Annotated in this window: 22 protein-coding genes and 2 pseudogenes; 23 read left to right on the forward strand and 1 reads right to left on the reverse strand. The window is 53.7% G+C overall.

The annotated features are described in order from the left end of the window. Positions 1-203 precede the first annotated feature (203 nt). Positions 204-503, forward strand: a complete 300-nt coding sequence (locus G9Q73_RS13810) for an Lpp/OprI family alanine-zipper lipoprotein (protein WP_177420288.1) — start codon at positions 204-206, stop codon at positions 501-503. Between the two features lie 85 nt (positions 504-588). On the opposite strand, the gene G9Q73_RS13815 is transcribed toward G9Q73_RS13810, so the two are convergent. Further along, positions 589-1,497, reverse strand: a complete 909-nt coding sequence (locus tag G9Q73_RS13815) for a L,D-transpeptidase family protein (protein ID WP_177420289.1) — start codon at positions 1,495-1,497, stop codon at positions 589-591. Positions 1,498-1,638: 141 nt separating this feature from the next. Here G9Q73_RS13815 and G9Q73_RS13820 point away from each other — a divergent pair, with 141 nt between their 5' ends. From G9Q73_RS13820 to ychF, 22 genes and pseudogenes are all read left to right on the forward strand, one after another. Then, a complete protein-coding gene (locus tag G9Q73_RS13820) occupies positions 1,639-3,768 on the forward strand; it encodes a transporter substrate-binding domain-containing protein (RefSeq protein ID WP_177420290.1) in 2,130 nt (709 codons plus the stop codon). A 57-nt stretch (positions 3,769-3,825) separates the two neighbouring features. Then, positions 3,826-3,981, forward strand: a complete 156-nt coding sequence (locus tag G9Q73_RS13825; protein WP_177420291.1) for a hypothetical protein — start codon at positions 3,826-3,828, stop codon at positions 3,979-3,981. A 45-nt stretch (positions 3,982-4,026) separates the two neighbouring features. Then, positions 4,027-5,802, forward strand: a complete 1,776-nt coding sequence (locus tag G9Q73_RS13830) for a transporter substrate-binding domain-containing protein (protein ID WP_177420292.1) — start codon at positions 4,027-4,029, stop codon at positions 5,800-5,802. A gap of 6 nt (positions 5,803-5,808) precedes the next feature. Further along, complete coding sequence (locus G9Q73_RS20540) at positions 5,809-6,624, forward strand: ATP-binding protein (RefSeq protein WP_369408959.1); 816 nt, start codon at positions 5,809-5,811, stop codon at positions 6,622-6,624. Further along, positions 6,612-7,661, forward strand: a complete 1,050-nt coding sequence (locus G9Q73_RS13840; RefSeq protein ID WP_177420294.1) for a response regulator — start codon at positions 6,612-6,614, stop codon at positions 7,659-7,661. The genes G9Q73_RS20540 and G9Q73_RS13840 overlap by 13 nt, the downstream gene beginning before the upstream one ends. Further along, the gene (locus G9Q73_RS13845) at positions 7,658-8,773 is read left to right on the forward strand and encodes a response regulator (protein ID WP_369408899.1); all 1,116 of its coding nucleotides are present in this window, start codon (positions 7,658-7,660) and stop codon (positions 8,771-8,773) included. The genes G9Q73_RS13840 and G9Q73_RS13845 overlap by 4 nt, the downstream gene beginning before the upstream one ends. Before the next feature lie 347 nt (positions 8,774-9,120). Beyond that, entirely contained in the window at positions 9,121-9,483 is a 363-nt protein-coding gene (locus G9Q73_RS13850) for a response regulator (RefSeq protein ID WP_177420296.1), read from the forward strand. A 44-nt stretch (positions 9,484-9,527) separates the two neighbouring features. Continuing rightward, a complete protein-coding gene (locus G9Q73_RS13855; protein ID WP_177420297.1) occupies positions 9,528-11,639 on the forward strand; it encodes a chemotaxis protein CheA in 2,112 nt (703 codons plus the stop codon). A 15-nt stretch (positions 11,640-11,654) separates the two neighbouring features. Next, positions 11,655-12,164 (forward strand): chemotaxis protein CheW, encoded by a 510-nt coding sequence (locus tag G9Q73_RS13860; protein WP_177420298.1) that lies wholly within the window; start codon positions 11,655-11,657, stop codon positions 12,162-12,164. A gap of 31 nt (positions 12,165-12,195) precedes the next feature. Next, on the forward strand, positions 12,196-15,321 hold the full coding sequence (locus G9Q73_RS13865; RefSeq protein WP_177420299.1) for a methyl-accepting chemotaxis protein: 3,126 nt from the start codon (positions 12,196-12,198) through the stop codon (positions 15,319-15,321). A gap of 41 nt (positions 15,322-15,362) precedes the next feature. Next, on the forward strand, positions 15,363-18,395 hold the full coding sequence (locus tag G9Q73_RS13870; RefSeq protein ID WP_177420300.1) for a methyl-accepting chemotaxis protein: 3,033 nt from the start codon (positions 15,363-15,365) through the stop codon (positions 18,393-18,395). Positions 18,396-18,428: 33 nt separating this feature from the next. Beyond that, positions 18,429-18,938: a chemotaxis protein CheW gene (locus tag G9Q73_RS13875; protein WP_218649963.1), complete on the forward strand. Its 510-nt coding sequence runs from the start codon at positions 18,429-18,431 to the stop codon at positions 18,936-18,938. Positions 18,939-18,985: 47 nt separating this feature from the next. Beyond that, positions 18,986-19,744 carry a ParA family protein gene (locus G9Q73_RS13880; protein WP_177420301.1) on the forward strand — a complete coding sequence of 253 codons (759 nt, stop codon included), beginning with the start codon at positions 18,986-18,988 and terminating at the stop codon, positions 19,742-19,744. Further along, positions 19,741-20,169, forward strand: a complete 429-nt coding sequence (locus tag G9Q73_RS13885) for an STAS domain-containing protein (RefSeq protein ID WP_177420302.1) — start codon at positions 19,741-19,743, stop codon at positions 20,167-20,169. The genes G9Q73_RS13880 and G9Q73_RS13885 overlap by 4 nt, the downstream gene beginning before the upstream one ends. Positions 20,170-20,193: 24 nt before the next feature. Further along, positions 20,194-20,760 carry a hypothetical protein gene (locus G9Q73_RS13890; RefSeq protein WP_177420303.1) on the forward strand — a complete coding sequence of 189 codons (567 nt, stop codon included), beginning with the start codon at positions 20,194-20,196 and terminating at the stop codon, positions 20,758-20,760. Positions 20,761-20,859: 99 nt separating this feature from the next. Further along, complete coding sequence (locus G9Q73_RS13895) at positions 20,860-21,696, forward strand: CheR family methyltransferase (protein WP_177420304.1); 837 nt, start codon at positions 20,860-20,862, stop codon at positions 21,694-21,696. 10 nt (positions 21,697-21,706) lie between these two features. Continuing rightward, the gene (gene cheD, locus G9Q73_RS13900; protein WP_177420305.1) at positions 21,707-22,330 is read left to right on the forward strand and encodes a chemoreceptor glutamine deamidase CheD; all 624 of its coding nucleotides are present in this window, start codon (positions 21,707-21,709) and stop codon (positions 22,328-22,330) included. A gap of 63 nt (positions 22,331-22,393) precedes the next feature. After that, positions 22,394-23,464: a protein-glutamate methylesterase/protein-glutamine glutaminase gene (locus tag G9Q73_RS13905; protein ID WP_177420306.1), complete on the forward strand. Its 1,071-nt coding sequence runs from the start codon at positions 22,394-22,396 to the stop codon at positions 23,462-23,464. A gap of 718 nt (positions 23,465-24,182) precedes the next feature. After that, positions 24,183-24,449 (forward strand): annotated as a pseudogene (locus tag G9Q73_RS20730) (methyl-accepting chemotaxis protein); the annotation flags it as partial. Between the two features lie 423 nt (positions 24,450-24,872). After that, positions 24,873-25,190, forward strand: coding sequence for an STAS domain-containing protein (locus G9Q73_RS13915; protein ID WP_218649964.1), 318 nt, complete (start codon positions 24,873-24,875; stop codon positions 25,188-25,190). Between the two features lie 109 nt (positions 25,191-25,299). Further along, positions 25,300-25,515, forward strand: coding sequence for an STAS domain-containing protein (locus tag G9Q73_RS19745; RefSeq protein ID WP_369408960.1), 216 nt, complete (start codon positions 25,300-25,302; stop codon positions 25,513-25,515). Between the two features lie 72 nt (positions 25,516-25,587). Beyond that, positions 25,588-26,674, forward strand: a pseudogene (gene ychF / locus G9Q73_RS13925) (redox-regulated ATPase YchF). The last annotated feature ends 118 nt before the right edge of the window (positions 26,675-26,792 follow it).

Genomic DNA, 26,792 nt, shown 5'->3' on the forward strand with positions numbered 1-26,792 from the left:
GATCAGGTCGTGAGTTTCGCGGCGGGGTGCTGCTCCTGCGCTCTGGTCGGGTATTGTTGGTGATAAGTAATCCATTTGTTGACTATCAACGGGTAAATTGCCCAAATATAGGGATTTCCCATTGAATTTAGAGAGAAAATAGCCCAAGCTCAGGCTGTAAACCTATTCAAAAGATTATTCCACGGAAACGAGAGATCAAGAGAATGAAGAAAACCACCACGATGATGAAAGCTGCTGCTCTGATTCTGACTCTGGGACTGGTTGCCGGTTGCGCAACCACTGCTGATGTTCAGTCGGCGCGTGATGCTGCTGCCAGGGCACAGGAGACCGCCGATGCCGCTATGAAGGCAGCTCGTGCTGCGGAGCTCGATGCCGCTTCTGCCCAAGGTTCTGCTGATGCTGCCATGAACAAGGCCGACGACGCCACCGCTGCTGCGAAAGAGTGCAACGAGCGTTGCAGTCGCATGTCAGAGAAGGGCATGGCCGACGCAATGGCCAAGTAAGCAGTTCGTTTTCGGACAGCTTCTCTGGAGCCGCAGGGTTGCAGAGTAAAAAACCCGGCTGGAGTGATCCAGGCCGGGTTTTTTGTTATTCCTCCCAGAGAGTGAGTTCTTTGGGAATGCCGTTTTGCTGCCCCCCGATCTCCTGCAACTCCTTCCAATCGGGCTTTCTTGAATCCTGACCGAGTTTATTGAGCATGGCGGCGACCAGGCCGGTGAAGTTTTGCCCCTTTTCCCCAAGCTCTTCACTTAGGGGCGGATAGACCTGTAAGAACAGTTTGCCATTCAACCAGCCCGCCTTGTAAGGCTGGTTGATAATGCGTACCGGCGTGCCTTTGGGAACTTCGGAGAAAAAGCTGGATATATCTTCAGGGTAGAGCCTTATGCAGCCGTGGCTGATCCGCAGACCCACGCCGTAGGGTTTATTGGTGCCGTGTAAGAGATAACCGGGCATGCCCAGGTAGAGGGCGTAACCGCCGAGGGGGTTGTCCGGACCGGGAGGGACGACCGGTGGCAGCGGATCGCCCTTCTCTTCATGTTCCTGGAGTATCGATTCCGGCACCACCCATGCCGGATCCTTCTTTTTCCTGATGATGCGGGTGTCGCCGGTTGGTGTGTTCCAACCCTCGCGGCCTATGCCCAGAGGAAAAGTCATCACCTCATTTCGTGCTTTGGGATAGTAGTAGAGCCGCATCTCAGCCAGGTTGATGACTACGCCGATACGGGATCCGGGGGGCAGGATATATTGCTGTGGAACCAGGATTTGGCTCCCCTCTTTCGGTAGCCAAGGGTCGATCTTCGGGTTGGCAATCCTGATCTGGCGGAAGCCAAGGTCATAATTTCGGGCGATATCAGACAAGGTGTCTTCATACCTGGCCTCCAGTTCGATCACCTCGCCCACGATGTCATCGCCGTTTTCCGGTAACGGCAGCGTCAGGGAAAAGACCAAGCCAGGATAGTGCAGAAGGGCTGTGAGCAACAGTAGGAATCGGGTCATTTTCAGTTGTCGAATGACGATGATGAATTCGGTTTGGTGCTATTCTACCCGAGATATATCGGTATTGGATCAGACGGGGTAGTTTCTGTATAAAATATCCATGTATCGATAAGAACCAAAATTGACGGGAGGATCGCCAGGATGCGTCCATGGATTGGTTTGGTATTCGGATTACTGCTGTTGAACCCCCTCTCGCTATTGGCCGAGAAGGATCATTCCCAAGCGTTGAGAATCGGCTACCGGCTGGATAGTGCGCCGGTGCAGTTCCGTAATGAGCGGGGCGAGGCTGATGGCGCGCTCATCGATCTCTGGCGTCTCTGGTCCGCTGAATCGGGTGTGCCCGTGCGGTTTGTCGGTGGTTACAATAAAGCGACGCAGGAGATGCTGGTCTCTGGCCAGATTGATGTGCTCGCCGGTCTGTTCGAGAGCAGCAAGCGGGCCGAACTGATGGATTTTTCCACGCCGATCCTCAGCAGTCCTTACTACCTGTTTTACTCTCCGGTTCTGGGTCACCTGCAGAGCATTGATGACCTGAAGGGGCTCCCGGTCGGGGTGACCCGGGGCAGCTTTCATGAACAATATCTGCGGGAGCACTATCCCGCGCTGACACTGAACCTCTACGATGGCTATCAGGATCTTTTCACGGCGGTGCTTGAGCAGAATGTTCGGGCTTTCGTTACTCAGCCGAGTTACCTGCAGCGCTATCTGAAGAAAATTGATTCGCCGGTAATGTTCGGCAGACTGCGTCAACCGCTCTATATCCGTGCCTACAAGGCGGCGGTGGCGAAGGGTGATGTGACTCTGCTGGAGTCGGCCAACCGCTACCTCGATGAACTGCAGATTGAGGACCGCGCCGCCATTAGTCAGCGCTGGTTTGGTGTCACCGATCCTGCAGCGGATCAACCGGCAGGACTTGATTTCACTGCGCAGGAGCAGACCTGGTTGTCGGCTCACCCGAACATTCCGATCCTTGTGGATGGTGACTGGCCGCCGGTCGATTTTCTCGATGACGCGGGACGTCATCAGGGCATCGCTGCTGATTATATTCGGCGCATTGGTGAATTGCTGGGAGTGACCTTCGAGATCCAGGTGGAAGCCGATTTCAAGGTCATGCTGGAGAGCGTCAAAAACGGCCGCGCCAAGATTGCCGCCAGCATCGTCAATACTCCGGAACGGGCGCGCGATCTCGATTTCAGCGCCCCCTTTTTCGAAATCCTCAAAGTTATAGTGACCCGCAGTGAAAGTGCAGGTATCCACAATCTTGCAGATCTTGCCGGCAAGACAGTGGTGGTCGAGGATGGCGTCTTCACCATGCGGCAGTTGCAGCAGAATCATCCACAAATCCAGCTCAAGCCGGTGCCGACCACGGCAGATGCCCTGAGAGCGGTCTCCTGGGGGAATGCTGACGCCTACATTGGGAATCGCGCGGCGGCCCAGTGGCTGATACAGCAGGAGCAGCTGCTGAATCTGGTCTATCGGGGGGACGGCGAAACCGGTCCTGCAGGTCTGAGTTTCGCCGTCCACCGCGAACCGGAATGGGCGCCACTCTCCGGCCTCATCGACAAGGCGCTGGCCGCCATTAGCGTTGATGAAAAGCAGCAGATCATGCAGAAGTGGCTGGGGGTGAAGGCAGAAATTAAAGTGCCTGCACGGCAGCTAAATCTGACTCAGCAGGAAAAACAGTGGCTGGACGAGCATCCCAAGATTCGCCTCGGCATCGATTCCGCCTGGCCGCCGATTGAAATGATGGATGACAAGGGTCAACATCAAGGCATCACTGCGGACTATATGAAAATATTTGCTGAGAGCCTCGGTCTGGATGTTTCGGTCTCCCCTGAATTGAACTGGTTTCAAGTACTGGAAAGAGCAAAACGCCTTGAAATCGATCTGCTGCCCGCTCTTGTGGAGACAGAGGCTCGTCGGGAGTATCTGAATTTCACCGAACCCTATCTTGATTTTTCCTTTGTCATATTCGACCGTGAACGGGCGCCGTTCGTTGGGGGGTTGGAAGACAGCTCTTTAACTTTGACATCACCAGCGGCGTACCGAGACATACTCAGATTGCGGTTTGGTAATTGTCCACGGAGATACCGCCTGACCGCTTTCTCGTATCACGATGCAGCGCCAATACATATAGAGGTCGCTGTAGTTATCCACATCCGCAGGCTCTCAGCCTTCTTGAAGAACTCAGTCAGATCACTGGCCACCTGGCGGCGGACTTCGGGACGATCTCGATTTCGCTTCCCCTTTTCCGGAAATCCTCAAAGTTAAAGTGACCCACCGGTAAAGTGCAGGTATCACAAATCTTGCAGATCTTGCCGGCCAGTGGTGAGTCGGGATGGCGTCTTCACCATGCGGCAGTTGCAGCAGAATCATCCACAAATCCAGCTCGAAGCCGGTGTGCCGACCACGGCAGATGCTGAAAGCGGTCTCCTGGGGAATGCGGCGCCTACATTGGGAATCAGCGCGGCGGCCAGTGGCTGATACAGCAGGAACGCTTCTGCTGAATCTGGTCTATCGGGGGACGGCTTGAAACCGGTCCTGCAGGGTGCAAGTTTCGCCGTCACCGCGAACCGAATGGGCGCCACTCTCGGCCTCATCGACGAGCGCTGGCCACCATTAGCGTTGATGAAAAGCAGCAAGATCTGCATGCAGAAGTGGCTGGGGGTGAAGGCAGAAATTAAAGTGCCTGCACGGCAGCTGAATCTGACTCAGCAGGAAAAACAGTGGCTGGACGAACATCCTAAGATTCGCCTCGGCATCGATTCCGCCTGGCCGCCGATTGAAATGATGGATGACAAGGGCCAACATCAAGGCATCACTGCGGACTATATGAAAATATTTGGCGAGAGCCTTGGTCTGGATGTTTCGGTCTTCCCTGAATTGAACTGGTTTCAAGTACTGGAAAGAGCAAAACGCCTTGAAATCGATCTGCTGCCCGCTCTTGTGGAGACAGAGGCTCGTCGGGAGTATCTGAATTTCACCGAACCCTATCTTGATTTTTCCTTTGTCATATTCGACCGTGAACGGGCGCCGTTCGTTGGGGGGTTGGAAGACTTGGTGGGAAAACGAGTTGCCGTGGAACGGGGTTATGTGACCCAGGAGTATCTCGAACGGGATTATCCGCAGCTACAACTGGTATTGGTGGAAAATACCCAGGCGGGCTTGGAAAGTCTCTCTCTCGGGCAGGTCGATGCCTATGTCGGCAACCTGGCGGTGGGCAGTTTTATCATCAATCGTGAAGGACTGGGCAACATCAAGGTAGCGGCGCCGACGCCCTACGATTACGCGCTCAGTATCGGTGTGCGCAAGGATTGGCCGGAACTGGTGCCGATTCTGCAGAAGGTGCTGGATAGTCTGACGCCTGAGGAACGTACGGCAATACGGCAGAAATGGCTCTCTATTCGTTATGAGCTGCAGGTTGACTACACGCTGTTGTGGCAAGTGATAGCTGTTGCTGTCGTGATGCTTGCGTTTGTCCTGCTCTGGCTATTTCAGGCGCGAAGACGGCAACGAATACTGCAGCGTAGCGAAGAGCAGTTAAAAACGATCCTCAATACCATTCCCCTGGCGATCGTGGTCAGTGATTTGAAGGGCAGGATCCTGGTCGCCAATCCCCACTCTTCCTCTGAGATTGAAACGGATGGTCGCAGCCTGGTGGGCCGTAACATGGCCGAGTTCTATCTGCATGCTGAAGATCGGGATTCAGTGATCGCAGAGATCAGGGAACATGGCCGTATCCTGGGGCGGAATCTGCGTTTCCGTACGGATAAGGGTCACATCATAGACGGGCTGCTCTCGGCCATACCGATCCGTTTTGGCGACAGGATTGCCAACCTCGGCATCCTGGTCAATCTCACTGAGCGGGTGAAGATGGAGCGAGAGTTGGCTGAGGCAAAAAAACAGGCCGAAGTGGCGAGTCGATTCAAGAGTGATTTTCTCGCCAACATGAGCCACGAGATCCGCACCCCCATGAATGCCATCATCGGTATGAGCCACTTGACCCTGCAGACCGACCTCACCGCAAAACAGTTCGATTATGTGGAGAAGATACGTTTTTCTGCCCACAATCTGCTCGGCATCATCAACGACATCCTTGATTTCTCCAAGATCGAGGCGGGCAAACTGGATATCGAAGAGACCAACTTCAATCTGGATGATGTGCTGGAGAATCTTGCCGGCATGGTCAATATGAAAGCCGAAGAGAAGGGGCTGGAGATACTCTTCAAAAGGGATGTCACAGCGCCCAGCGCCCTTATTGGAGACCCACTGCGATTGGGGCAGATTCTGCTGAATCTGGTGTAAAACGCAATCAAGTTCACCCGTCAGGGAGAGGTGATTGTCGGCGTGGAACTGGTGAAGCAACACCGCAAACATCTGCGGCTGAGATTCTCCGTTACCGATACAGGCATAGGTATAGATGAGGAACGCATTCCTCATCTGTTTGATGCCTTTGTGCAGGCGGACAGTTCAACCACTCGGGAGCATGGAGGCACTGGCCTGGGGTTGAGCATCTGCCGGCAGCTGGTTGGTCTGATGGGGGGCGATATCTCTGTCGAGAGCAAGGTGGATGCAGGTAGCCGATTCCAGTTCATACTCGATTTTGGTCGCCAGGAGGGAGTTTCAAGCCGGTTATTTGAACCCGACCCGGATCTGCGCAACATGCGGGTTTTGCTGGTGGATGACAACCCGGCGGCACAGAATATCCTGCGGGAGATGCTGGCCTCGTTCTCATTCGACGTGGATGTCGTGGGATCGGCAGCGGCGGCCTATGAGAGACTGCTGGAAGCCGGTGCACGGGAGTTGCCGGAGCCGCTCCCATACGATCTCGTGGTGATGGATTGGCGAATGCCGGAAATCAATGGCATCGATGCGACGCGTCATATAAAAAATCATCTGGAGTTGATAGAGCAGCCGCGTTTTATCCTGATTACCGCCTTTGGGCGGGAAGAGGTGTTGCAGCAAGCGGAAATGATCGGCTTCGATGGCGTGCTGATCAAACCCATCAACCCCTCCACGTTTTTCGACACCATTGTGTCGGTATTTCGCAATGAGCGGGGGGGCTGCGCGTCAGATCTTCGATTGCATCTGAGGTCAAACGACTCAAAGGCAAGGTGCTGCTGGTAGAGGACAACAGCATCAATCAGCAGGTGGCGAGGGAATTGCTGGAGAGTTTTGGACTGCTGGTGGTGATTGCTGAAGATGGTGCGGTTGCTGTTCAGCAGGTGCAGGAGACGGATTTTGATTTGGTTTTTATGGATGTGCAGATGCCTGTGATGGATGGATATGCGGCGACCAGCGCCATCCGTGCCAAGCCGGAGTTCGAGAAATTACCGATCATTGCCATGACAGCCCATGCAATGGTTGGGGATCGCGAACGTTGTCTGGCGGCAGGCATGGATGACTATCTGTCGAAGCCGATCAATCCGGAAGCGCTGTTTGCGATGCTAAAGCGATGGCTCGATGGTGAGGTTCAGCAGCAACAGGAAATGTTCTCTGACGGTGCTGACGAGGGTATCACCCTACCCGAGCAGCTGCCGGGTATCGAGCTGGCGTGGGGGCTGCAACGGGTAGGCGGAAATCGTGTTTTATACATCAAACTCCTGGGAGATTTTCAGCGCAAGTACCAGCGATGTTGCAAAGTATTGACTGACTATCTGGAGGCTGGGGACACAGTCTCCTCCAGACGCTATGTCCATACCCTTCAGGGGGTTGCAGGCAATATCGGCGCCAAAGAGTTGCAGGGGGCGGCAAGGAAGCTGGAAGAGTCGATTCGACAGGATGACATTCAGCATCAACCACCACTCATTGAACAGTTGTGTGAGTCCGCCAATACGGTTTTTGAAGGGTTGGCTTCTTGCGTGAGTCAGTGGGAGAAGGCGGGGCAGGAGATTGAGGCCGGGCAGGAAAAAGGATTTATCTCCATCTCAGAGATAGGGGGTATACTGCGGAAAATGTTCCGTCTGCTGCAAGAGGGGGATTCGGAAGCGGGTCTGTTGTTGCAGCCAATGGCAGCCTTTGCCCGCACAGAGCCGGAGATAGCGAGACAGATCGATTCACTGCGCGGGCAGATCGATGACTATGAATTCGATGAGGCACTGGTTACCTTGAACCAGATCGCTGGATGGTTGGAGATCCCTTTACACAGAGAGCGAGTAGAGTGAGTGAGTCAAAACCCAGAATTCTGATCGTTGACGACGAGAGTTTCTACCTCGATGTGCTGGTAAACCTGTTGAATGGAGAGTATCGGCTCTCGATTGCCAAAGATGGTGAGCAGGCGCTGAAACGGGCTGGCAGCGCCACTCCCCCCGATCTTATTTTGCTCGATGTACTCATGCCGCAGATGGACGGTTACGAGGTCTGCCACCGCCTCAAGGCTGACGAACGAACGGCCAACATCCCAGTGGTCTTTCTTACCGTAAAAGGTGAGGTGGATGACGAGATCCGGGGGTTCGAGCTGGGCGCTGTGGATTACATCACCAAGCCTATGAGTCCGCCGATCGTGCGCTCAAGGGTCAAGACCCATCTGGCACTCGCCCAAGCGCGTCATGTGCTGGAGAATCAAAACCAGGTGTTGGAACAGCGTATCCGCGAACGCACCATGGAGATCTCCCGAACCCAGGATGTGGCTATCTTCTGCATGGCCTCCCTGGCGGAGACACGGGACAACGAAACAGGCAACCACATTCGTCGTACCCAGCACTATATACGACTGCTTTCAGAGTATCTCAAGGATCATCCCAGATTTCGGGCGCATCTCAATGACGCGACCATTGACCTGCTGTTCAAGTCGGCGCCATTGCACGATATCGGTAAGGTCGGTGTGCCGGACCGGATTCTGCTCAAGCCCACCTCGCTCGATCCCGATGAGTGGGAGGAGATGAAGCGCCACTCCCAATATGGCTATGACGCCCTGTTACGGGCCGAAGAGGAGTTGGGCAGTTCCAGCTTTCTGCGGGTGGCCAGAGAGATTGCGCTGACACATCATGAACATTGGGACGGCAGTGGTTATCCGGCAGGGTTGCGAGGGGATGATATTCCGGTGGCTGGACGCCTTATGGCGCTGGCGGATGTCTACGATGCGCTGATCAGTCGCCGGATATATAAAGCGCCATATTCCCATGAGTCTGCGGTGGAAATCATTCTGCAGGAGCGTGGCGCCCATTTCGATCCAGCGGCGGTGGATGCGTTTGAACATCTGCAGGATGAGTTTCAACGGATAGCGCAGGAGTTTTCCGATCGGGAGTCGAGAGTGTTTCCCCCGGCATCGCAATAGAAACTGTAGAAGGCTGGTTCAAGCGCAGCGGAACCGGCAATCCTAAATACTCTGCCAAATCCTGAATGCCCGATCCGCTCCGCTTGATCCGGCCTGCGTCTGACATGTGCTAAAAAGCCAGCCCCCCCCCGGATTCTTTCCCCTTCCTTCGAAGGACGCAGCGAGCCGTTTTCGTCCACCGGCAGCTGAAAAAACTTTTCAATATCCTCCTAAAGAAAGATCTTCCCAGGCCGATAGCCTGCATGAACCCAAGGTGTTGCCGGGACGGATTTCTGTCCTAAATTGCCGGAAATAAAGGTAATTCAAGGTAACCCGGAAAATTTTTATGCCTATCCAGGAGAAACAGCATGGCAAGCATTCTTGCAGTTGATGATTCGGCCTCCATGCGCCAGATGGTGTCCTTTACCTTGAAAGGTGCAGGATTTGATGTTGTTGAAGCGGTCGATGGTGTCGATGCCTTGAGCAAAGCCAAAGGCCAGAGCTTCAATCTCGTTATTACGGACGTCAACATGCCAAACATGGATGGAATCAGCCTGATCAAGGAGCTTAGGGGCCTGCCGGCTTTCAAATTCACGCCTCTTTTGATGCTGACCACCGAGTCAGGAAACGATAAAAAACAGCAGGGAAAGATGGCGGGGGCGACGGGTTGGATCGTCAAGCCTTTCAATCCGGATCAGTTGCTTGCGACGGTTAAGAAGGTATTGGGCTAAGCGCCCGTGTCAGTAATCACCGTCAACAAGCGGGAGGGGTTTTCATGTCAATAGACATGGCGCAATTCCATCAGGTCTTCTTCGAAGAGAGTTTTGAAGGCCTCGATATCATGGAGTCCGGGTTGCTTAATATGGATCCGGGAACCGTAGATGATGAGGAGATCAACTCGATCTTCCGTGCCGCTCATTCCATCAAGGGAGGCAGCGGCACCTTCGGATTCAACGATATCTCCAGTTTCACCCATATCATGGAGACGCTGCTGGACGAGATGCGGGATGGCCGCCGTCCGGTTACCCCCGAGGCTGTCGATGTCTTGCTTCGGTCGGTGGATGTGCTGCGTGACATGTTGGCCGCCACCAGTGATGACGGTGAGGTGGATGAGGAGAGGGTTCAGGAGCAGAAGGCTGAACTGGAACAGATCCTCAACGGCAAGTCCGGTGAGGTTGCGACAGATGTCGCTGCAGCCGATGCGACGGCGCAGCCGGTTGAGGGTGCCGAGATCAAGCCAATCGGCTGGCATATCGTATTCCGTCCCCTTCCCCATATGCTGCGTACCGGAAACGATCCGCTGCGCATCATTCGTGAACTGGCGGAGCTGGGTGATCTCAAGTCCGAAGGTGACATCAGCGCCCTGCCGGCGCTCTCAAGTTATGAGCCGGAAGACAGTTATCTCTCCTGGGATCTGCATCTTCACGGTGATGTGGAGAAACAGGCAATCGACGATATCTTCGACTGGGTCGAGGATGATTGCGAATTGATTATTATGCCGATACTGCCTGAGGGTGAACCTGAGGTGGCAACGGTTTCTGCGACAGCGGCGCCCGCAGCCAGTGAACCGGAGGCGCCAGTCGTGCAGGCAGCGCCACCACCGGTGGAGCGACGTAGTAAGAAAGATCGGCGTTCCAGTAAGGATCGCCGCACCAATAATCGTCGTCAGTCTGGTGGCAGCAGTGGCGGCGGTTCCATTCGTGTCGAAATTTCCAAGATCGATGCCCTCATCAATATGGTCGGTGAACTGGTCATCACCCAGTCGATGTTGAGCATGCTGGGTGAGGATTTCGAAATGGACAGGCTGGAACGTCTCAATGACGGCCTGGCACAGCTTGAGCGTCACACCCGTGAATTGCAGGAGAGTGTGATGCAGGTGCGCATGTTGCCCATCAGTTTCACCTTCAGCCGCTTTCCCCGGTTGGTGCATGATCTGAGCAGCAAACTTGGCAAGAAGATCGAACTGAAGATGACCGGCGAGAACACCGAGGTGGACAAGACGGTGATCGAAAAGATCGGTGATCCGCTGGTGCATCTGGTGCGTAACAGCCTCGATCACGGCATCGAGATGCCCGAAGAGCGGCTTGCCGCAGGTAAGCCGGAGACCGGAACTATCAATCTCAGCGCCTCCCATAAAGGGGGCAATATCGTCATCGAGATCCGCGACGATGGCCAAGGCCTGAATCGTGACAAGATCGAAGAGAAGGCGATCGAAAAAGAGATCATCGATGAAGATCACAACCTCACCGATCAGCAGATATATGAGTTGATCTTTGCCGCAGGCTTCTCCACCGCAGACGTGGTGAGCGATGTCTCCGGCCGTGGTGTCGGCATGGATGTGGTGCGCAGAAACATCAATGAACTGGGGGGCAACATCGAGATCGAGTCCGATCCCGGCAAGGGCTCCGCAATCATTATTCGTCTGCCGCTGACGCTGGCCATTCTCGATGGCCAGACCGTTACCGTGGCGGATGAGACCTACATCGTGCCCCTGGTCTCCATTATCGAATCGATCCAGGTGAAGGCGGATCAGATCAACCGGGTGGCGGGCAAGGGCGAGACCTTCAAACTGCGGGACGAGTTTCTGCCTATCCTGCGCCTGCATAAACTTTTCGGTATCGAAAACCCCAATGCCTCAAGTTTGGAAGAGGGACTGTTGGTGGTTGTGGAAGGTGATGGCCGTCACTGCGGCCTCTTCGTGGATGACCTGCTTGGACAGCAGCAGGTGGTGATCAAATCTCTGGAGGCCAACTACCAGCGTGTGGATGGTATCTCCGGTGCGACCATCCTTGGTGACGGTTCGGTGGCCCTGATCCTGGATATCCCCGGCCTGCTGCGTTTGGCGTCCGAGACCGGCGCGGACAGCGCAGCGAAACAGACTGCCTGATAGAGAGACATTGAGATGAATGAACCTCAAGCAAAGATTGAAGCGGCACTGGAGAGCCAGGGCGATGAGTACCTGACCTTCCGACTCGGTGAAGAGGACTACGGTGTCGATATCCTGCGGGTGCAGGAGATTCGCGGATGGGAAGCGGCTACCCGCATTCCCAACTCGCCAGAATATGTAAAGGGCGTGGTCAATATGCGTGGCTCCATTGTCCCGATCTTCGACATGCGGCAGCGATTGGGGATGGAGGTGCGTCCCTACAATAAAAATACCGTGGTCATCGTGCTACGGGTAAAGAACGATAGAGGTGAGCGCAATATGGGCGTGGTGGTGGATGAGGTCTCCGATGTCCTCAGTACCCAGAGAGACCGCATCCGCAATACACCGGAATTCGGCGGCGGCATTGCAACCGATTATATCTCCGGTCTGGCGGATGCCGACGACAAGATGATCATGCTCCTGGATGTGGACAAGTTACTCAACCAGGGTCAACAGACAGAATCAGAGAATGAGGACGCCGCTTGAAGCGGGTCACGGATATAGCGGGAGATAGACAGTGAAGATTAACCAGCCAGTGACAAATAACGAGAATGTGATGAAGGATGGTTCCATCCTGGCATCCCGTACTAATCTAAAAGGTATCTTGACTTACGCCAACAGGGCGTTCATAGAGATCAGCGGATTTGAAGAACATGAACTGATTGGTAAAAACCACAATGTGGTGCGCCATCCCGATATGCCGCCAGAGGCCTTCGAAGATCTCTGGTTCACGGTAAAGCAGGACAAGCCCTGGGTGGGAATCGTTAAGAATCGCTGCAAAAACGGCGATTTCTACTGGGTCAAGGCGACCGTATCGCCGGTGGTCAAAAATGGTCAGGTCGTCGAGTACATGTCAGTGCGTACCAAACCAACCCGTGAGCAGGTTGCCGGGGCCGAGACACTCTATCGCGATATCAATGCAGGCAAGGCCTCTTTGAAAAAGAGGCGTTTGAGTCGTTGGTACTCCAAACTGCGGGACGCTTCCATTGTCATGCGTTTGAGTGTGGCGATTGCACTGCTGACTTCCGTCATTGTCGGTGTGTTGGTCGCTGGCGGTCTTTGGGGTGTCTCAAATATCGTTGATCAGGCAGAAAACCGGGAACTCGCCAAGGTCTATCAGAGTGTTACCGATGGGCTGGCGGCTGAGAGTCGATTGGCTACTGCGATGGCGACGCTGGTGGCGAACATGCCGGAGGCTCAGAAAGCCTTCGCTGAACAAAACCGTGATCGTCTGCTGGAGCTGTTCCGCAGCGCCTATCTCAAACTGCGTACCGACTACGGTGTACGCCAATTCCAGTTCCACAATCCGCCAGCTCTCTCCTTTGTGCGTATCCATAAACCCGAGAAGTTTGGCGATGATCTCTCCTCGTTCCGCCATACGGTGGTTAAGACCAATAACGACCGAAGTGTCATTACCGGTCTGGAAGTCGGCGTGGCCGGTCTTGGCATCCGGGGCGTTGTTCCTATGTTTGATGGTGACAAACATACCGGTTCTGTCGAGTTTGGCATGTCGTTCGGTCAACCTTTCTTTGATGCCTTCAAGGTGAAGAATGGTGTGGATGTGGCGCTCTATCTCGATCGAAACGGCAAGATGGACAAGTTCGCCTCAACCCTGGGTGAACCCCTGCAAGTCACTGATGCTGAGGTGAAGCAAGTATTGGGGGGTGAATCGATCTCCAGGCAACTCGACTATCAGGGCAAGCCATTGGCAGTGCTGTTTGGCCCCGTGGCGGACTACTCCAATAACACGATCGGTATCCTCGAGATCGCCATGGACCGGTCGCAATTTCTCGATCAGATGACAACGATCCGCAACCAGGCGTTGGTCCTGGGTGTCATTGCGCTATTGTCCGGTCTGCTGATTGCATGGCTGATTGCCCGTTCGATAGCCAGGCCGATCCGCCATGCAGCGGAGATTGCACGTAGCATCGCCTATGGTGAATACGACAACGACGTTGTCATCGAACGTAATGACGAGACAGGCTATCTGCTCAACTCCATGTTGACGATGCAGTCTCGCCTGGGTTACGACCTGCATGAGGTGGTGGAGGCTGCTACCGAGAATCTGCGCATCAAGACGGCGCTCGATAACAGCTCAACCAGTATCACTGTTTCGGACAAAAATAACACACTGATCTTTATGAACAGGACGGCCCATGCTCAGTTTGACCAGCTGGGTGAGAATCTCAGCAGTCAGGGCAAATCGTTTAATACAGATGATTTAATCGGTACCAGCCTGGCCGATTTCTTTCCCGATGAAACTCTGGCGGAGATGTATCGGAGCCAGTTGACCGATACCCGCACCAGCCGTTTCGATGCCTGGGGTCATAACTTCAAACTGATCACCAGTCCGATTAATGATAGCGATGGAGATTATCAGGGGCGTGTAACCCAGTGGATAGAGATTACCGAAGAGCTGAAGGTTGAAAAAGAGATCGACAGTATCGTGATGGCCGCCAAAGAGGGCGACCTTACACAACGTATCTCCATGGAGGGCAAGAGCGGTTTCTTTGCGGATCTGGGGCGGGGTATCAATGAACTGATCGAGGCTACCAGTGATGTTTTTGGTGATATTGCCAGCGCCATGCAGAGCATGGCTGCGGGTGATCTGACCAACCCCATCCGCCGTGATTACGCCGGTACTTATGGTGAGGTGAAAAACAACGTCAATGAGACCATCGCCAATCTGGAGGAGACGGTTGTCAAACTGCGGGAGTCCGCCGATGTCATCACCACGGCTGCAGGAGAGATCTCTTCCGGCAACAACAATCTGTCGGCGCGTACCGAACAGCAGGCGAGCAGTCTGGAAGAGACGGCCTCCAGCATGGAAGAGCTGACGAGTACTGTACGTAACAACGCCGATAACGCCCAGCAGGCGAACCAGCTGGCAAGCAGTGCCAGGCAGACGGCCGAACATGGCGGCGATGTGGTAAGTCGTGCAGTGCAGGCAATGGATGCCATCAATACCTCAAGCAACAAGATTGCCGAGATCATCGGTGTCATCGACGAGATCGCCTTCCAGACCAATCTGCTGGCCCTGAATGCCTCAGTCGAGGCGGCCCGTGCGGGTGAGCAGGGCAGGGGGTTTGCCGTGGTCGCCACCGAAGTGCGCAATCTTGCAGGCCGCAGTGCCACGGCGGCGAAAGAGATCAAAGAGTTGATTCAGGACAGTGCGGGCAAGGTGAAGAACGGCGCGGAACTGGTGAATGAGTCGGGTGAGACCCTGCAGGAGATCGTTACCAGCGTGAAGAAAGTGGGCGACATCATCTCCGAGATCGCCGCCGCCAGCCAGGAACAGTCTGCGGGCATCGATCAGGTTAATCAGGCGGTCACCAGTATGGATGAAGTGACCCAGCAAAACGCTGCCCTGGCAGAACAGACTTCGGCGGCTGCCGCCTCCATGAGCGAAAAGGCTCAGGATATGGATGGCATGATGAACTTCTTCAAGGTGAGTGGCGGCCGCCGTATGACTGCCGCAAGAGAGCCGACAGCACGCACGAAACCTGTGGCTGTGGTTAGGAGAGCGACGCCAGCACCCAAGCCTGTACCGAGTGTTAAACCTGCAGCGCAGGCAGCGGCCAGCAGCGTTACCCCAATCACTCCGGTAGCGCAGGGTGAAGGGGATGAGTGGGAAGAGTTCTGATTGTGTGGGTATGGGAATTACCTGTTGAGAGAATCAGCTGAATGAAGATAAACGAACCGAATACCGGAAAAGAGATCCCCATGCCAGACGATATGATTATCGTCTCCAGGACCGATCTCAAGGGCATGATCACCTATGCCGACAGTGCATTTGTGGAGATGGCGGGGTTCAGTGAAGCCGAATTGATCGGCAAGAACCACAATATCATCCGCCATCCCGATGTGCCTGCCGCAGCGTTCCAGGATCTATGGGTAACCATACAGGCTGGAAGACCCTGGACCGGTATCGTAAAAAACCGTGCTAAGAACGGCGACCACTATTGGGTAAAGGCCAATGTGATTCCAATCTTTGAGCATGGGCAAGTCAAAGAGTATATGTCGGTGCGCACCAAACCCACTCAGGACGAGGTGCGGGGTGCCGAGTCACTCTATGCCGCGATCAACGGTGGCTCCTTCAAGGGTGACGGATTTTTGGTTCGCAAGTTCAAGTCGCTGTTTAACCTGCCGTTGCTGAAGAAGTTCTATCTGGTGATGGTGTTTATGGCGCTCAGTTTTCTGCTGTCCGGCCTGGTTGCCTGGTTACCGATGCATGAGGCTGAAGCGCAGTGGCACGGATATCAGACAGAGGTCGCCGAAAGACAGTCTCTGTTATCGGAGATGAAGTCCCAGTTTGGTTATGGCGGGGCGATCCACAACTTCAAGAACTATGTGCTTCGGGGTGCGCAGAAGTATGCGGATCGTTTCAAAACCAACCATCAGTCTCTGCTAGTCGCGCTGGATCAGTATGGCCGCTTGAAAGGGCTGACGGAGGATGAGCGTACGGCGTTGGCAGCTATTCGCAGTGTTGCGGATAACTATCGGGTTATGCTCGACAAGATTCAACCGATGGTGGTGGGGCAGGCGTCTGCCGGCGCCATCGACAAGGTGGTGAAGGTCAGCGATAAACCTGCGCTGGAGGGTTTCGGTCTACTCAATGCCGCATATGAAAAGATGACGACTGCCCGCACCCGGACGTTGGGAGAGACCATCGGTTTCGGCAAGTTCATTTCATCGGCCATGCCGCCGGCAGGCTTCGTAATCCTGGCGCTGTTTTTCTATCTGGCCCTGCAGCGTGGCGTGCTGAAACCGTTACAGGCCTCACAGGGCTATTTGCGACGCATCGCTGAGGGACACTATGCCGATGATATCGAACTTCGTCGCGGGGATGAGATTGGGGATCTCTATCGTGGCATCAAGTCGATGCAGACGAAGCTGGGCTATGACGTGAACGAAGCGCGTGAACGGGCCGACAGCGCCGCCCGTATCGAAACTGCGCTGGATAATGTCTCCAGCTGCGTGATGATGGCCGATAACGATCGCAACATCTTCTATATGAACAAAGCAGTCAAGACGCTGTTTAAAGAGGCGGAAGAGGATATCCGCAAAGATCTTACGGAGTTCGATGCCGATCGTTTGATGGGCGCCAGTATCGATGCATTCCACAAACACCCCGGGCACCAGGCGAAGATGCTTGCAACCCTCTCCCAGACTCATCAGTCAGAGTTGGTGGTGGGTGGCCGCACCATGCGTATCGTGGCCAATCCGGTTATCGCGGAAGATGGTAAGCGTCTGGGTACGGCGGTGGAGTGGAGTGATCGTACCGAAGAGGTGGCAGTCGAGGATGAGCTGGAGAATATCGTGGCCGCCACCCTGCATGGTGACTTGTCGCAACGGGTCAAACTGGAAAACAAGACGGGTTTTTTCAAGCATCTGGGGCAGGGCATCAATGCTTTGATCGACCAGATCAGCAGTGTCTTCAATGATGTTGCCGTGACGATGCAGCGGGTCTCCAACGGAGATCTGAGTGAGCGGATCAATAGCCAATACAGTGGCACTTTTGGAGAGGTGAAGGATAACGTCAATGAGACCATGGAAAATCTGCGCAGCATAATTACAGAGCTGCGGGATTCGATGGATGTGGTGCGAACGGCTTCAGGTGAAATTTCATCAGGTAATAACAGCCTCTCCAGCCGTACCGAGCAACAGGCCAGCAGTCTCGAAGAGACCGCCTCCAGTATGGAAGAGTTGACTGGCACTGTACGTAACAATGCTGACAATGCCCAGCAGGCAAACCAGCTTGCAGAAAGCGCCGGAAAAACCGCAGAGAAAGGTGGTGAGGTGGTACAGCGGGCAGTGTCGGCAATGGATGAAATCAATGAGGCCAGCAACAGGATTGCTGAGATTATCGGCGTGATCGACGAGATCGCTTTCCAAACCAATCTGCTGGCGCTGAATGCCTCTGTCGAGGCAGCCAGGGCAGGTGAACAGGGACGGGGTTTTGCCGTGGTCGCCACCGAGGTGCGTAACCTTGCCGGCCGCAGTGCGACTGCCGCTAAAGAGATCAAGGCGTTGATTCAGGACAGCGCGCACAAAGTACAAGTCGGTTCTGAGTTGGTCAATGAATCCGGTAAGACCCTTGGTGAGATCGTTATCGGCGTCAAGAAGGTGGGAGACATCGTTTCGGAGATTGCCGCCTCGAGTCAGGAGCAGGCGACGGGTATAGATCAGGTCAACCAGACGGTGACCAGCATGGATGAGATGACTCAGCAGAATGCCGCGCTGGCGGAACAGACCTCTGCCGCTGCCTCATCCATGAGGGATAAGGCCCAGGAGATGGATGGTCTGATGAATTTCTTCAACCTCGATATTAAAGCGCAGGAAGAGGTAACTCACAGCGTGAATCATGCCGACTTCGACTTTCATGCAGCCAGAGCGGCTCACCTCTCATGGAAAATGCGGCTACGGGAGTTTCTCGATGGCAATAAAAGCATGAGCAATGATGAGGCGGTATCCCATCGTGATTGCGCGCTGGGAAAATGGCTCTACGGTTTTGCCATGGCAGAGTATGGCCATATTCATCAGATGCAGGAGATGGAACGGTTGCATGAAGAGATGCACGGCATCATCAAGGGTGTGGTATCGCTGAAGAATGCCGGATCCGTGGTTGAGGCTGAAGAAGCCTATAGTGGCATCGGGCCGCTATCACAACAGATCGTGCATCTACTCAAACAGGTAGAGGATCAAGTGGATGGTTGATCGATCGACACAAAAGGTTATCAGGAGAGTGAAATGACCCCGGCTGAAACAATAGTGAGTGAAGCAGAAACATCTGCCGGAGTGGGTGGTCAGTATCTCAGCTTCACGCTCGGTGGAGAGGATTATGGTGTGGACATCCTGCGGGTGCAGGAGATCAAGGGTTGGGAGACGGTGCGTCCGCTTCCCGATACGCCGGACTATGTAAAAGGTGTGCTGGATCTGCGCGGAGAGATTGTGCCGATTATCGATCTGCGAACCCGTCTCAAGCTTGATCATGCCGAATATACACCGACTACGGTAACCATTGTATTGACTGTGGAGAGTGAGCGCGGGCAGAACTTTGTCGGCATTGTTGTTGACGGTGTTTCAGATGTGCTCGATGTGCCGGGAGATGATGTACGAGCCGCGCCTGATCTGGGTGCCCACATCAATACAAAATACATCACAGGCATGGTCATCCAGGGTGAGCGCATGGTTGTGCTGCTGGATGTCGACAAGCTCTTTAATCCTGACGAGTTGGGATTGCCGGTGAATGTCGGTTGAGTTTTGTGCCGTGAAGGCGAAAAGATGGGATAGGAGTGTTTTGATTCATGCGCAGGATTGCAGTCATCAACCAGAAAGGTGGGGTGGGAAAGACCACGATTACCGCCAATCTGGGGCATGCACTGGCCCTGCTCGGGCATCGTGTCACTGTGATCGATCTGGATCCGCAGGGTCAGCTGGCTGCGAGTTTCGGTATCTTCCGGCCACCTTCAAAAGGTATCGACCAAGTACTTCTGGATGGGTTGGATATCGAATCCGTCCGAGTCAGTGCCAGGGATCTGGTGACATTGATACCTGCGGGAAACAGGTTGCACAAAGTGGAAGAGTTGCACGAAGGCGGTGCAGCGCGCGCGCGCTTGTTACAGACTGCGCTGCAGGGAAAGCTGCAGGATCAGGCCTTCGTGCTTTATGACTGCCCACCCTCTTCCGGGATGTTGGTGGCGAATGCAGTATTTGCGGCAGATGAGGTGTTGATACCGGTCAGTGGAGACTATATCTCTCTCAACGGGCTGGCAAAAATGATGGCGACACTGAAAAAATTTGAGCCCTTTTTGGAAAAACCCCTGCAGCAGTGGATTGAGCTGAGTCGTTTGATTCCGCGTCGGCGGCTTGCCAAAGAGGTACAGGCAAAAGTGCTTGAACATTTTCCGGGACGCGTGTTGGCGACGCCGATTCGTGAGGCGGCGGTGATGGCAGAGTGCCCAGGCGCGGGGCGGACGATCTTTGAATACAGAGGTTCAAGTCGCTCGGCAAAAGAATTCAACTTACTCGCACAGGATGTAGTCGAGAGGAGAACCATGCAATGACGACACGGAAAAAAAGTAGTGACCCGGTGATGAATCATGACCCACTTCAGGGAATGGAAACGTCAGCGGAGCCGGCGGATGACAGGGCGGGATTGAATACTACTTCCCCTGCCGTTGAAGCAACAGTACTTGATGCCAAAGAGAATGTTGTGACATTGGGCGAAAGCCTGACCATTCAGGATGTGGCCGGTATGCTGGAAACATTAAGACGATTGCTTGAGCTGGGCGGCACTGTGACCTTGAATGCAGGGGAACTCGACCAGGTGGATGGTGCAGGCATTCAACTGTTATGTACCTTCGTTAAAGAGGCAGTGAATCAACATATCGAAGTGAAGTGGGTCGCAACAGCTGAGAAGCTGCAATCCGCAGCTGAATTGTTGGGGTTGGCTGAAGTCTTGAATCTGTCAATAAAACAGGCGGCATGAATAGCTGGGGATTGGAGAAACCTGATGAATAACACATCAATAGCGCCATCGACGGCGAAGCAACCTGATCTTGATTGGAGTCAGGTGCGGGAAACAATGCGTATGATTAATCTTGCAGTTGCACAGATCGATATGGCGATGCGGGAGGGCGAGGAATCGATTCAAACACTCAGTGACTCTTTTACCTCGATGATCACCAGTGTGAGTGCCATTGCGCAGACCGCCGGTCAGTTACAGTGCCGGGATGAAAATGCCGGGGTGATAGCCATAATCGAGCAGGAAGGGGCGGATGTATCAGCCAAGATGCAGGCAAGCATCATGGCATTCCAGTTTTACGATAAACTTTCGCAGCGGCTCTCCCATGTGAACCATGCACTTGAGGCGTTGGGGGAGTTGGTGGGTGATCAGGACAGACTCTATAACCCCAGTGAGTGGAGCGGTCTGCAAGGGAAAATCAGGGCGCGCTACAGCATGCGTGAAGAACAGGAGATGTTTGACGCCTTGTTGTCAGGGGCCACCATAGAACAGGCGCTACAGATAGGGATTGAGGCGATGCATAAGGCAGAAGACGTTGATATCGAGCTGTTTTAAAGCGCCAATGATCTGTTGACCAAGATATCGTAGGCCGGTTCAAGCGTAGCGGAACCGGCAATCCATATGCTCTCTACATTGATGAAGGACCAAACAATAATGCGCGACAGAGAGTTTGAGTTTACCCGTACGGACTTTGAGTTTTTGCGCGGCATTACGAACCAGCGTACCGGCATAGTTGTCTCCGATGATAAATTCGATATGTTCTATTCTCGGCTATCGCGGCGGGTACGTAAACTGGGGATGGCAACCTTCAGTGAATATTGCGACCTGATTCGTGCTAACCAGGATGGAGATGAAATGGTGGAGTTGATCAACTCCATCACGACCAACCTCACTGCATTTTTTCGCGAAAACCACCACTTTGAATATCTTGCCAATACAGTGATTCCGGAATTGCTGGCGAAAAATTCCGCCGAGCGGAATATCCGTATCTGGTCTGCCGGTTGTTCTACCGGCGAAGAACCCTATTCACTCTCCATTACCTTGAATGAAGTCCTGGCACAGGTTGCAGGATGGGACGTGAAAGTACTCGCTACCGATATTGACTCCAATGTACTTGCCCGTGCTGCGAGTGGTGTCTATCCGATGGAAAGGGTAAATGGATTGGACAAAGCGCGCCTGCGGCGTTGGTTTCAGAAGGGCAAAGGGGAGCATGGCGGCAAGGCGAGATTGAAGCCTGAGGTTTGCAGACTGATCGAGTTTGGCCAACTGAACCTGATGCAGCAATGGTCGATTGATTTGCCCCAGGATGTGATCTTCTGCCGCAACGTAATTATCTATTTTGATAAGGAGTCAAAGATTAAGTTGATTGAGCGTTATGCCGATAACCTGAAAGTGGGCGGCTATCTTTTTATTGGACACTCTGAATCACTGTTCAAACTCACAGATCGTTTTGAATTGATAGGCAAGACAATCTATCGAAAGGTGAAATAGCAGGGACAAGATGCAAAAGGAACTGACCAATTCTCTGCCGGGGTTTGAGGCGATCAACCGGTATTGGGATCGAAATCATAAGATGCCGGCGGCCAAGATTCTGCCGGGAGAATATTATGTGACGACCAATGACGAGATCATCACCACAGTACTGGGTTCCTGCGTGTCGGCGTGTATTTGGGATACTGTTTTCGGTATCGGTGGTATGAATCATTTCATGCTGCCTCTGAGTGACAGCGGTTCCTGGGGGGGCAGTGATCTTGTGAGCACATCCACCCGGTATGGGAACTACGCCATGGAGCATATGATCAATGACATTTTGCGTCACGGTGGGCACCGTCCCAATCTGTCCGTGAAGATCTTTGGAGGTGGCAAGATTATCAGCGGAATGTCCGATGTTGGAGAGAAAAACATTCGGTTCATCCGCGAATATATTGCGCAGGAACAGTTAAATATTTTGGGTGAGGATGTCGGTGATATCTACCCCAGAAAGGTCGTTTTCTATCCCGCCAGTGGCAGGGTGAGAATAAAGAAACTCAAACATATGCACAACGATACAGTAGTCAAGCGCGAGGTTGCCTATCAGCACGATATCGAAGAAGCACCTGTGATGGGTGAGGTGGAGCTTTTCTGATGTGTGATGAATGGGATCTGTTTACAAACGAGACGGTTTGGCTGTAGTGATGGAAGAAAAATCATGATCAAGGTTCTGGTAGTGGATGATTCAGCACTGGTGCGCCAGTTGTTGACATCAATCCTGAGTGAAGATCCTGGGATCGAAGTGGTCGGAAGTGCCGCCGATCCTTTTGTGGCACGTGACAAGATCAAAAAGCTGAACCCGGACGTTTTGACGCTTGATGTTGAGATGCCGCGCATGGACGGTGTTACATTTCTCGGCAATCTGATGCGTCTGCGTCCGATGCCGGTGGTGATGGTCTCCACCCTGACAGAACAAGGTGCCGATGTGACGCTGCGTGCACTCGAGGCGGGTGCAGTGGACTTCGTTTCCAAGCCGAAACTGGATGTGGCTCACGAGTTGCCCGAGTATGCGGAAGAGATCATCGGCAAAGTCAAGACGGCGGCCAAGGCCAGGGTACGGGCGCTGGAACGGCGACCAGCCAAAAAAATCAGTGTCAGCGAAAAATTGAGTGCCGATGCAGTGCTTTCCAAGCCTGTGATGAAAAAACATTTCCGTACCACCGATAGAATCATCGGTATCGGTTCATCCACCGGAGGCACGGAGGCGATCAAGGACGTGCTGCGTGATCTGCCGCCGGATATGCCGGGTATCGTGATATCACAGCATATTCCCGAGGCCTTCAGTGGTCCGTTTGCCCAGCGGGTCAACAGCATTACTGCTCTGACCGTGCTCGAAGCCTCTAATGGTCAACAGGTTCTGCCCGGACATGTCTATATCGCTCCGGGTAACCGCCATCTCATCATACAGCGGGATGGTGCGCGATATATCTGCAAGCTGAACGATGGCCCTCCGGTCAATCGTCACAAACCCTCGGTGGATGTCATGTTTCGCTCTCTTTCCCAGAACGCCGGCGCCAACGCCATTGCCGTTATGTTGACCGGTATGGGGGATGACGGGGCTGCAGGGATGGGAGAGATGAGACAGGCAGGCTCTCCAACCATCGCACAGGATGAGAGGACGAGCGTTGTTTGGGGCATGCCGGGGGAGGCCGTGAAGCGGGGTTTTGTGGAGGAAGTTCTTTCGTTAAATAAGATCGGCAAACGCCTGCAGGAGTTGAGTTCAGAGTAGTGTCCGGGATGATATTCTGCTGAACGATAGCAAAAAGAGGCTAAGGTTTTTTCCGGTCTCGCCGATAAGTGGTAAAGAGCCCGGCAAGTCAAACCAGCTGCAACGGGTTGCATGTTTTGAAACTGGACATTGTAGAGTGAAAGCTGAATATCTGAAAACCCATTGGATACCCTATCTGGCAAGCGTAGTGCTGTTTGTCGCCGTACTGGCGCTGGGTTCAGGCTGGTTTGAAGCGGGTGCTCTTCTGACGCTGATTGCCTTATGGGGGGTACAGCACCACCGGCTCTATCAAGATGACCGGAACAAGGCGCGAGCCCTGAGCGCAACTGAAGGTGGATCAGCATTTGCTGCAGAAATGCAGGGGTTGGCGGATGATCTGCAAACCGGCGTCGGTGGTTTGACGGGGTTTCTGGAGCATGAGCTGAGCCAGATTCAAGCGCTGGTTGGCGATGCCGTCGGTACCCTGCAAAGCAGTTTCAATGGCATAAACGATCAATCCCAGGCCCAGTTGGACATGGTTCATGCGATGCTGGCCAATGTCGCGGACAATATCGAAAATGAGAGTGGGCAGGTGTCCTTTGCGGAATTTGCCCAGGAGACGGACAGGGTTCTGCAGTTTTTTGTCACTCATGTTGTGGAGATCAGCCAAAACACCATGTATATGGTGGAAACCATCGAGGATATGGCAACCCAGATGGATAAGGCCGATGCGCTGCTGGACGATGTCAAGATGATTGCCGATCAGACCAACCTGCTGGCGCTGAATGCCGCCATAGAAGCGGCTCGTGCCGGAGAGGCTGGGCGCGGGTTTGCGGTGGTGGCCGACGAGGTGCGCAAGCTCTCACAGCGCTCGAACCGTTTCAACGAAGAGATACGTGAGGTCATTGTCGGCTCACGCGATAGTATTTCCGAGGCCAAAGAATCGGTGGCAAAGCTTGCCTCCAAGGATATGACTTTTGCGATTCAGTCCAAATCCAAGGTTGATGAGATGATGGAGCAGATCGGCCAGATGAATGAAAGCACGGCTTTGAATCTCTCTCAGGTCTCCGAGATGTCGGGCCGGATCAACTACCTGGTGGGCGACGCGGTACGCTCGCTGCAGTTTGAAGACATAGTTCGGCAATTGGTAGGTTATAGCGAACACCATATTGAGCGACTGAATGAGATTTTCAGGCGTGTACAGTCCAGCATTGATGGCATGATGCAGGATCCGGCTGGCAATGCTGAGACATTTGCAGTGAAAATGGGGCAGTTGCGGGTCATGGTTCATGAAGAGTTCTCGCAGGAACAGGCACATAAGCCGGTGGATCAGACATCCATGGATGAGGGTGAGGTGGAGTTGTTTTAATGTTGGTGGGGCCGAGTAGTAGGTCCGCCGGCTGACAGATGTATTTGTTGGAAAGTTATTATGATTATTGCAAAAAAATCAGGTGATGGACGGCTTGTCCGGATATCGATCGGGGGGCGGTTTGATTTTTCGCAGTTTGCGGGCTTTCGCGATGCCTACACGAAAGAGGATGCCCCTTTCTGTCGTTTTGAGATCGATCTGTCGAATACCTCCTACATGGATAGTTCCGCCTTGGGCATGTTGCTGGTGCTGCGCGAGCGTGCGGGTGGACCTAAAGCGGATATTACGCTCATTGGCTTCAATGATGATATCGAGCAGATTCTGAACGTCTCGCGTTTTGAAAATCTTTTTAAACTCAAAAGACCCCAAGCAGCTTAGACCGGGTTACAGGAGGACATATGTCGATCAGCAAGTCTATTTCAAGTGACGGTTCAAAGGTGACGATTGCGTTGCCGGAAGGTTTGATTTTTCAACTCACCAGGATTTCATCAAGGCCTACAAAGAACAGCCAAAAGGTGAGAAAGAATATATCGTGGATCTCTCCCATGCGGAATATATGGACAGCTCCGCGATGGGGATGTTGCTGCAGTTGCGGGAGCATAGCAGCAAAAAACCGGGCAGTGTGGTGCTGGTAAATGGTAATGAAGCGATCCAGGATATCCTGAGAATTGCCAACTTTTCCGCCTTGTTCACTATCCAGTAATTTCAATCCGACTGGAAACCCGTTGAATCTTTCCGGTATCCTTGGCGCAATTTTTTAGCGGGATATCAGACCATGGGATTTAAATGCGGCATCGTGGGCCTGCCGAATGTCGGCAAGTCCACCCTCTTCAATGCACTGACCAAAGCGACTATTGCAGCGGAAAACTATCCGTTCTGCACTATCGATCCCAATGTAGGGGTGGTTCCGCTGCCTGACTCACGGCTCGATGTGATTGCCGAAATCGTCAAGCCGCAGAACATTCTTCCCACCACAATGCAATTCGTCGATATTGCCGGCCTGGTTGCCGGAGCCTCCAAGGGTGAAGGGTTGGGAAATAAATTCCTGGCAAATATCCGCGAGACCGACGCCATCGCCCAAGTCGTGCGCTGTTTTGAGAATGACGACGTGGTCCATGTCGCCGGTAAGATCAACCCATTGGCGGATATTGAGGTGATCAATACAGAGTTGGCGCTGGCCGACCTCGAATCCGTTGAGAAGGCGTTGGACAAGACTGCCCGCCAGGCGAAGACCGGAGATAAAAAAATAGTGGCGCGTAAGGCACTCTTGGAGCGCGTTCGTGATCACCTGGATGAAGGCAGTGCGGTACGCACCATGACACTTTCGGACGATGAGTTGCTGGAACTGCGGGATCTGTTTCTCCTCACCATCAAGCCGGTGTTCTACATCGCCAACGTCGATGAAGAGGGCTTCGAGAACAATCCGCATCTGGACAGTGTTCGTGAGATTGCAGAAGCTGAGGGCGCCGATGTGGTGCCGGTCTGTGCTGCCATCGAAGCGGAGATTGTAGAGCTGGACGAGGAAGACCGGGAGGCGTTTCTGACGGATTTGGGCCTGGATGAGCCGGGACTGAATCGGGTGGTGCGGGCTGGCTATCATCTCCTGGGGCTGGAGACCTACTTCACCGCAGGTGAAAAAGAGGTGCGGGCCTGGACCATCTCTGTCAGTGCGACGGCGCCCCAGGCGGCCGGCGTGATTCACACCGACTTTGAGCGGGGTTTCATACGCGCCGAGGTCGTTGCCTACGACGATTTTGTCGAGTTCCGGGGCGAACAGGGCGCCAGAGATGCCGGGCGGCTGCGCTCGGAAGGCAAAAGAGGTAATAATGGTCAAGGATGGGGATGTCATCCCGCTGTTTTAATAATCCTGATAATGCCACGATTTGACATGATTTGGTTGCATCAGTATTCTTCCGTGCCTTCGCAGTGTTCTGCGGCAATAAGTGTAAGGTAGCTCTCTGGTAGCAATGCATTAACCGT

Source organism: endosymbiont of Lamellibrachia barhami (assembly GCF_011947365.2).
Taxonomy (GTDB): Bacteria; Pseudomonadota; Gammaproteobacteria; order Chromatiales; family Chromatiaceae; genus QGON01.

Bases quoted from the DNA above. Each gene is read 5' to 3' on its own strand.
- G9Q73_RS13855 (WP_177420297.1), top strand. From the start codon at position 9,528: ATGTCAATAGACATGGCGCAATTCCATCAGGTCTTCTTCGAAGAGAGT.
- G9Q73_RS13860 (WP_177420298.1), top strand. From the start codon at position 11,655: ATGAATGAACCTCAAGCAAAGATTGAAGCGGCACTGGAGAGCCAGGGC.
- G9Q73_RS13885 (WP_177420302.1), top strand. From the start codon at position 19,741: ATGACGACACGGAAAAAAAGTAGTGACCCGGTGATGAATCATGACCCA.
- G9Q73_RS13895 (WP_177420304.1), top strand. From the start codon at position 20,860: ATGCGCGACAGAGAGTTTGAGTTTACCCGTACGGACTTTGAGTTTTTG.
- G9Q73_RS13870 (WP_177420300.1), top strand. From the start codon at position 15,363: ATGAAGATAAACGAACCGAATACCGGAAAAGAGATCCCCATGCCAGAC.
- G9Q73_RS13820 (WP_177420290.1), top strand. From the start codon at position 1,639: ATGCGTCCATGGATTGGTTTGGTATTCGGATTACTGCTGTTGAACCCC.
- G9Q73_RS13850 (WP_177420296.1), top strand. From the start codon at position 9,121: ATGGCAAGCATTCTTGCAGTTGATGATTCGGCCTCCATGCGCCAGATG.
- cheD (WP_177420305.1), top strand. From the start codon at position 21,707: ATGCAAAAGGAACTGACCAATTCTCTGCCGGGGTTTGAGGCGATCAAC.
- G9Q73_RS13815 (WP_177420289.1), bottom strand. From the start codon at position 1,497: ATGACCCGATTCCTACTGTTGCTCACAGCCCTTCTGCACTATCCTGGC.
- G9Q73_RS13875 (WP_218649963.1), top strand. From the start codon at position 18,429: ATGACCCCGGCTGAAACAATAGTGAGTGAAGCAGAAACATCTGCCGGA.
- G9Q73_RS13915 (WP_218649964.1), top strand. From the start codon at position 24,873: ATGATTATTGCAAAAAAATCAGGTGATGGACGGCTTGTCCGGATATCG.
- G9Q73_RS13810 (WP_177420288.1), top strand. From the start codon at position 204: ATGAAGAAAACCACCACGATGATGAAAGCTGCTGCTCTGATTCTGACT.
- G9Q73_RS13890 (WP_177420303.1), top strand. From the start codon at position 20,194: ATGAATAACACATCAATAGCGCCATCGACGGCGAAGCAACCTGATCTT.
- G9Q73_RS13905 (WP_177420306.1), top strand. From the start codon at position 22,394: ATGATCAAGGTTCTGGTAGTGGATGATTCAGCACTGGTGCGCCAGTTG.
- G9Q73_RS13880 (WP_177420301.1), top strand. From the start codon at position 18,986: ATGCGCAGGATTGCAGTCATCAACCAGAAAGGTGGGGTGGGAAAGACC.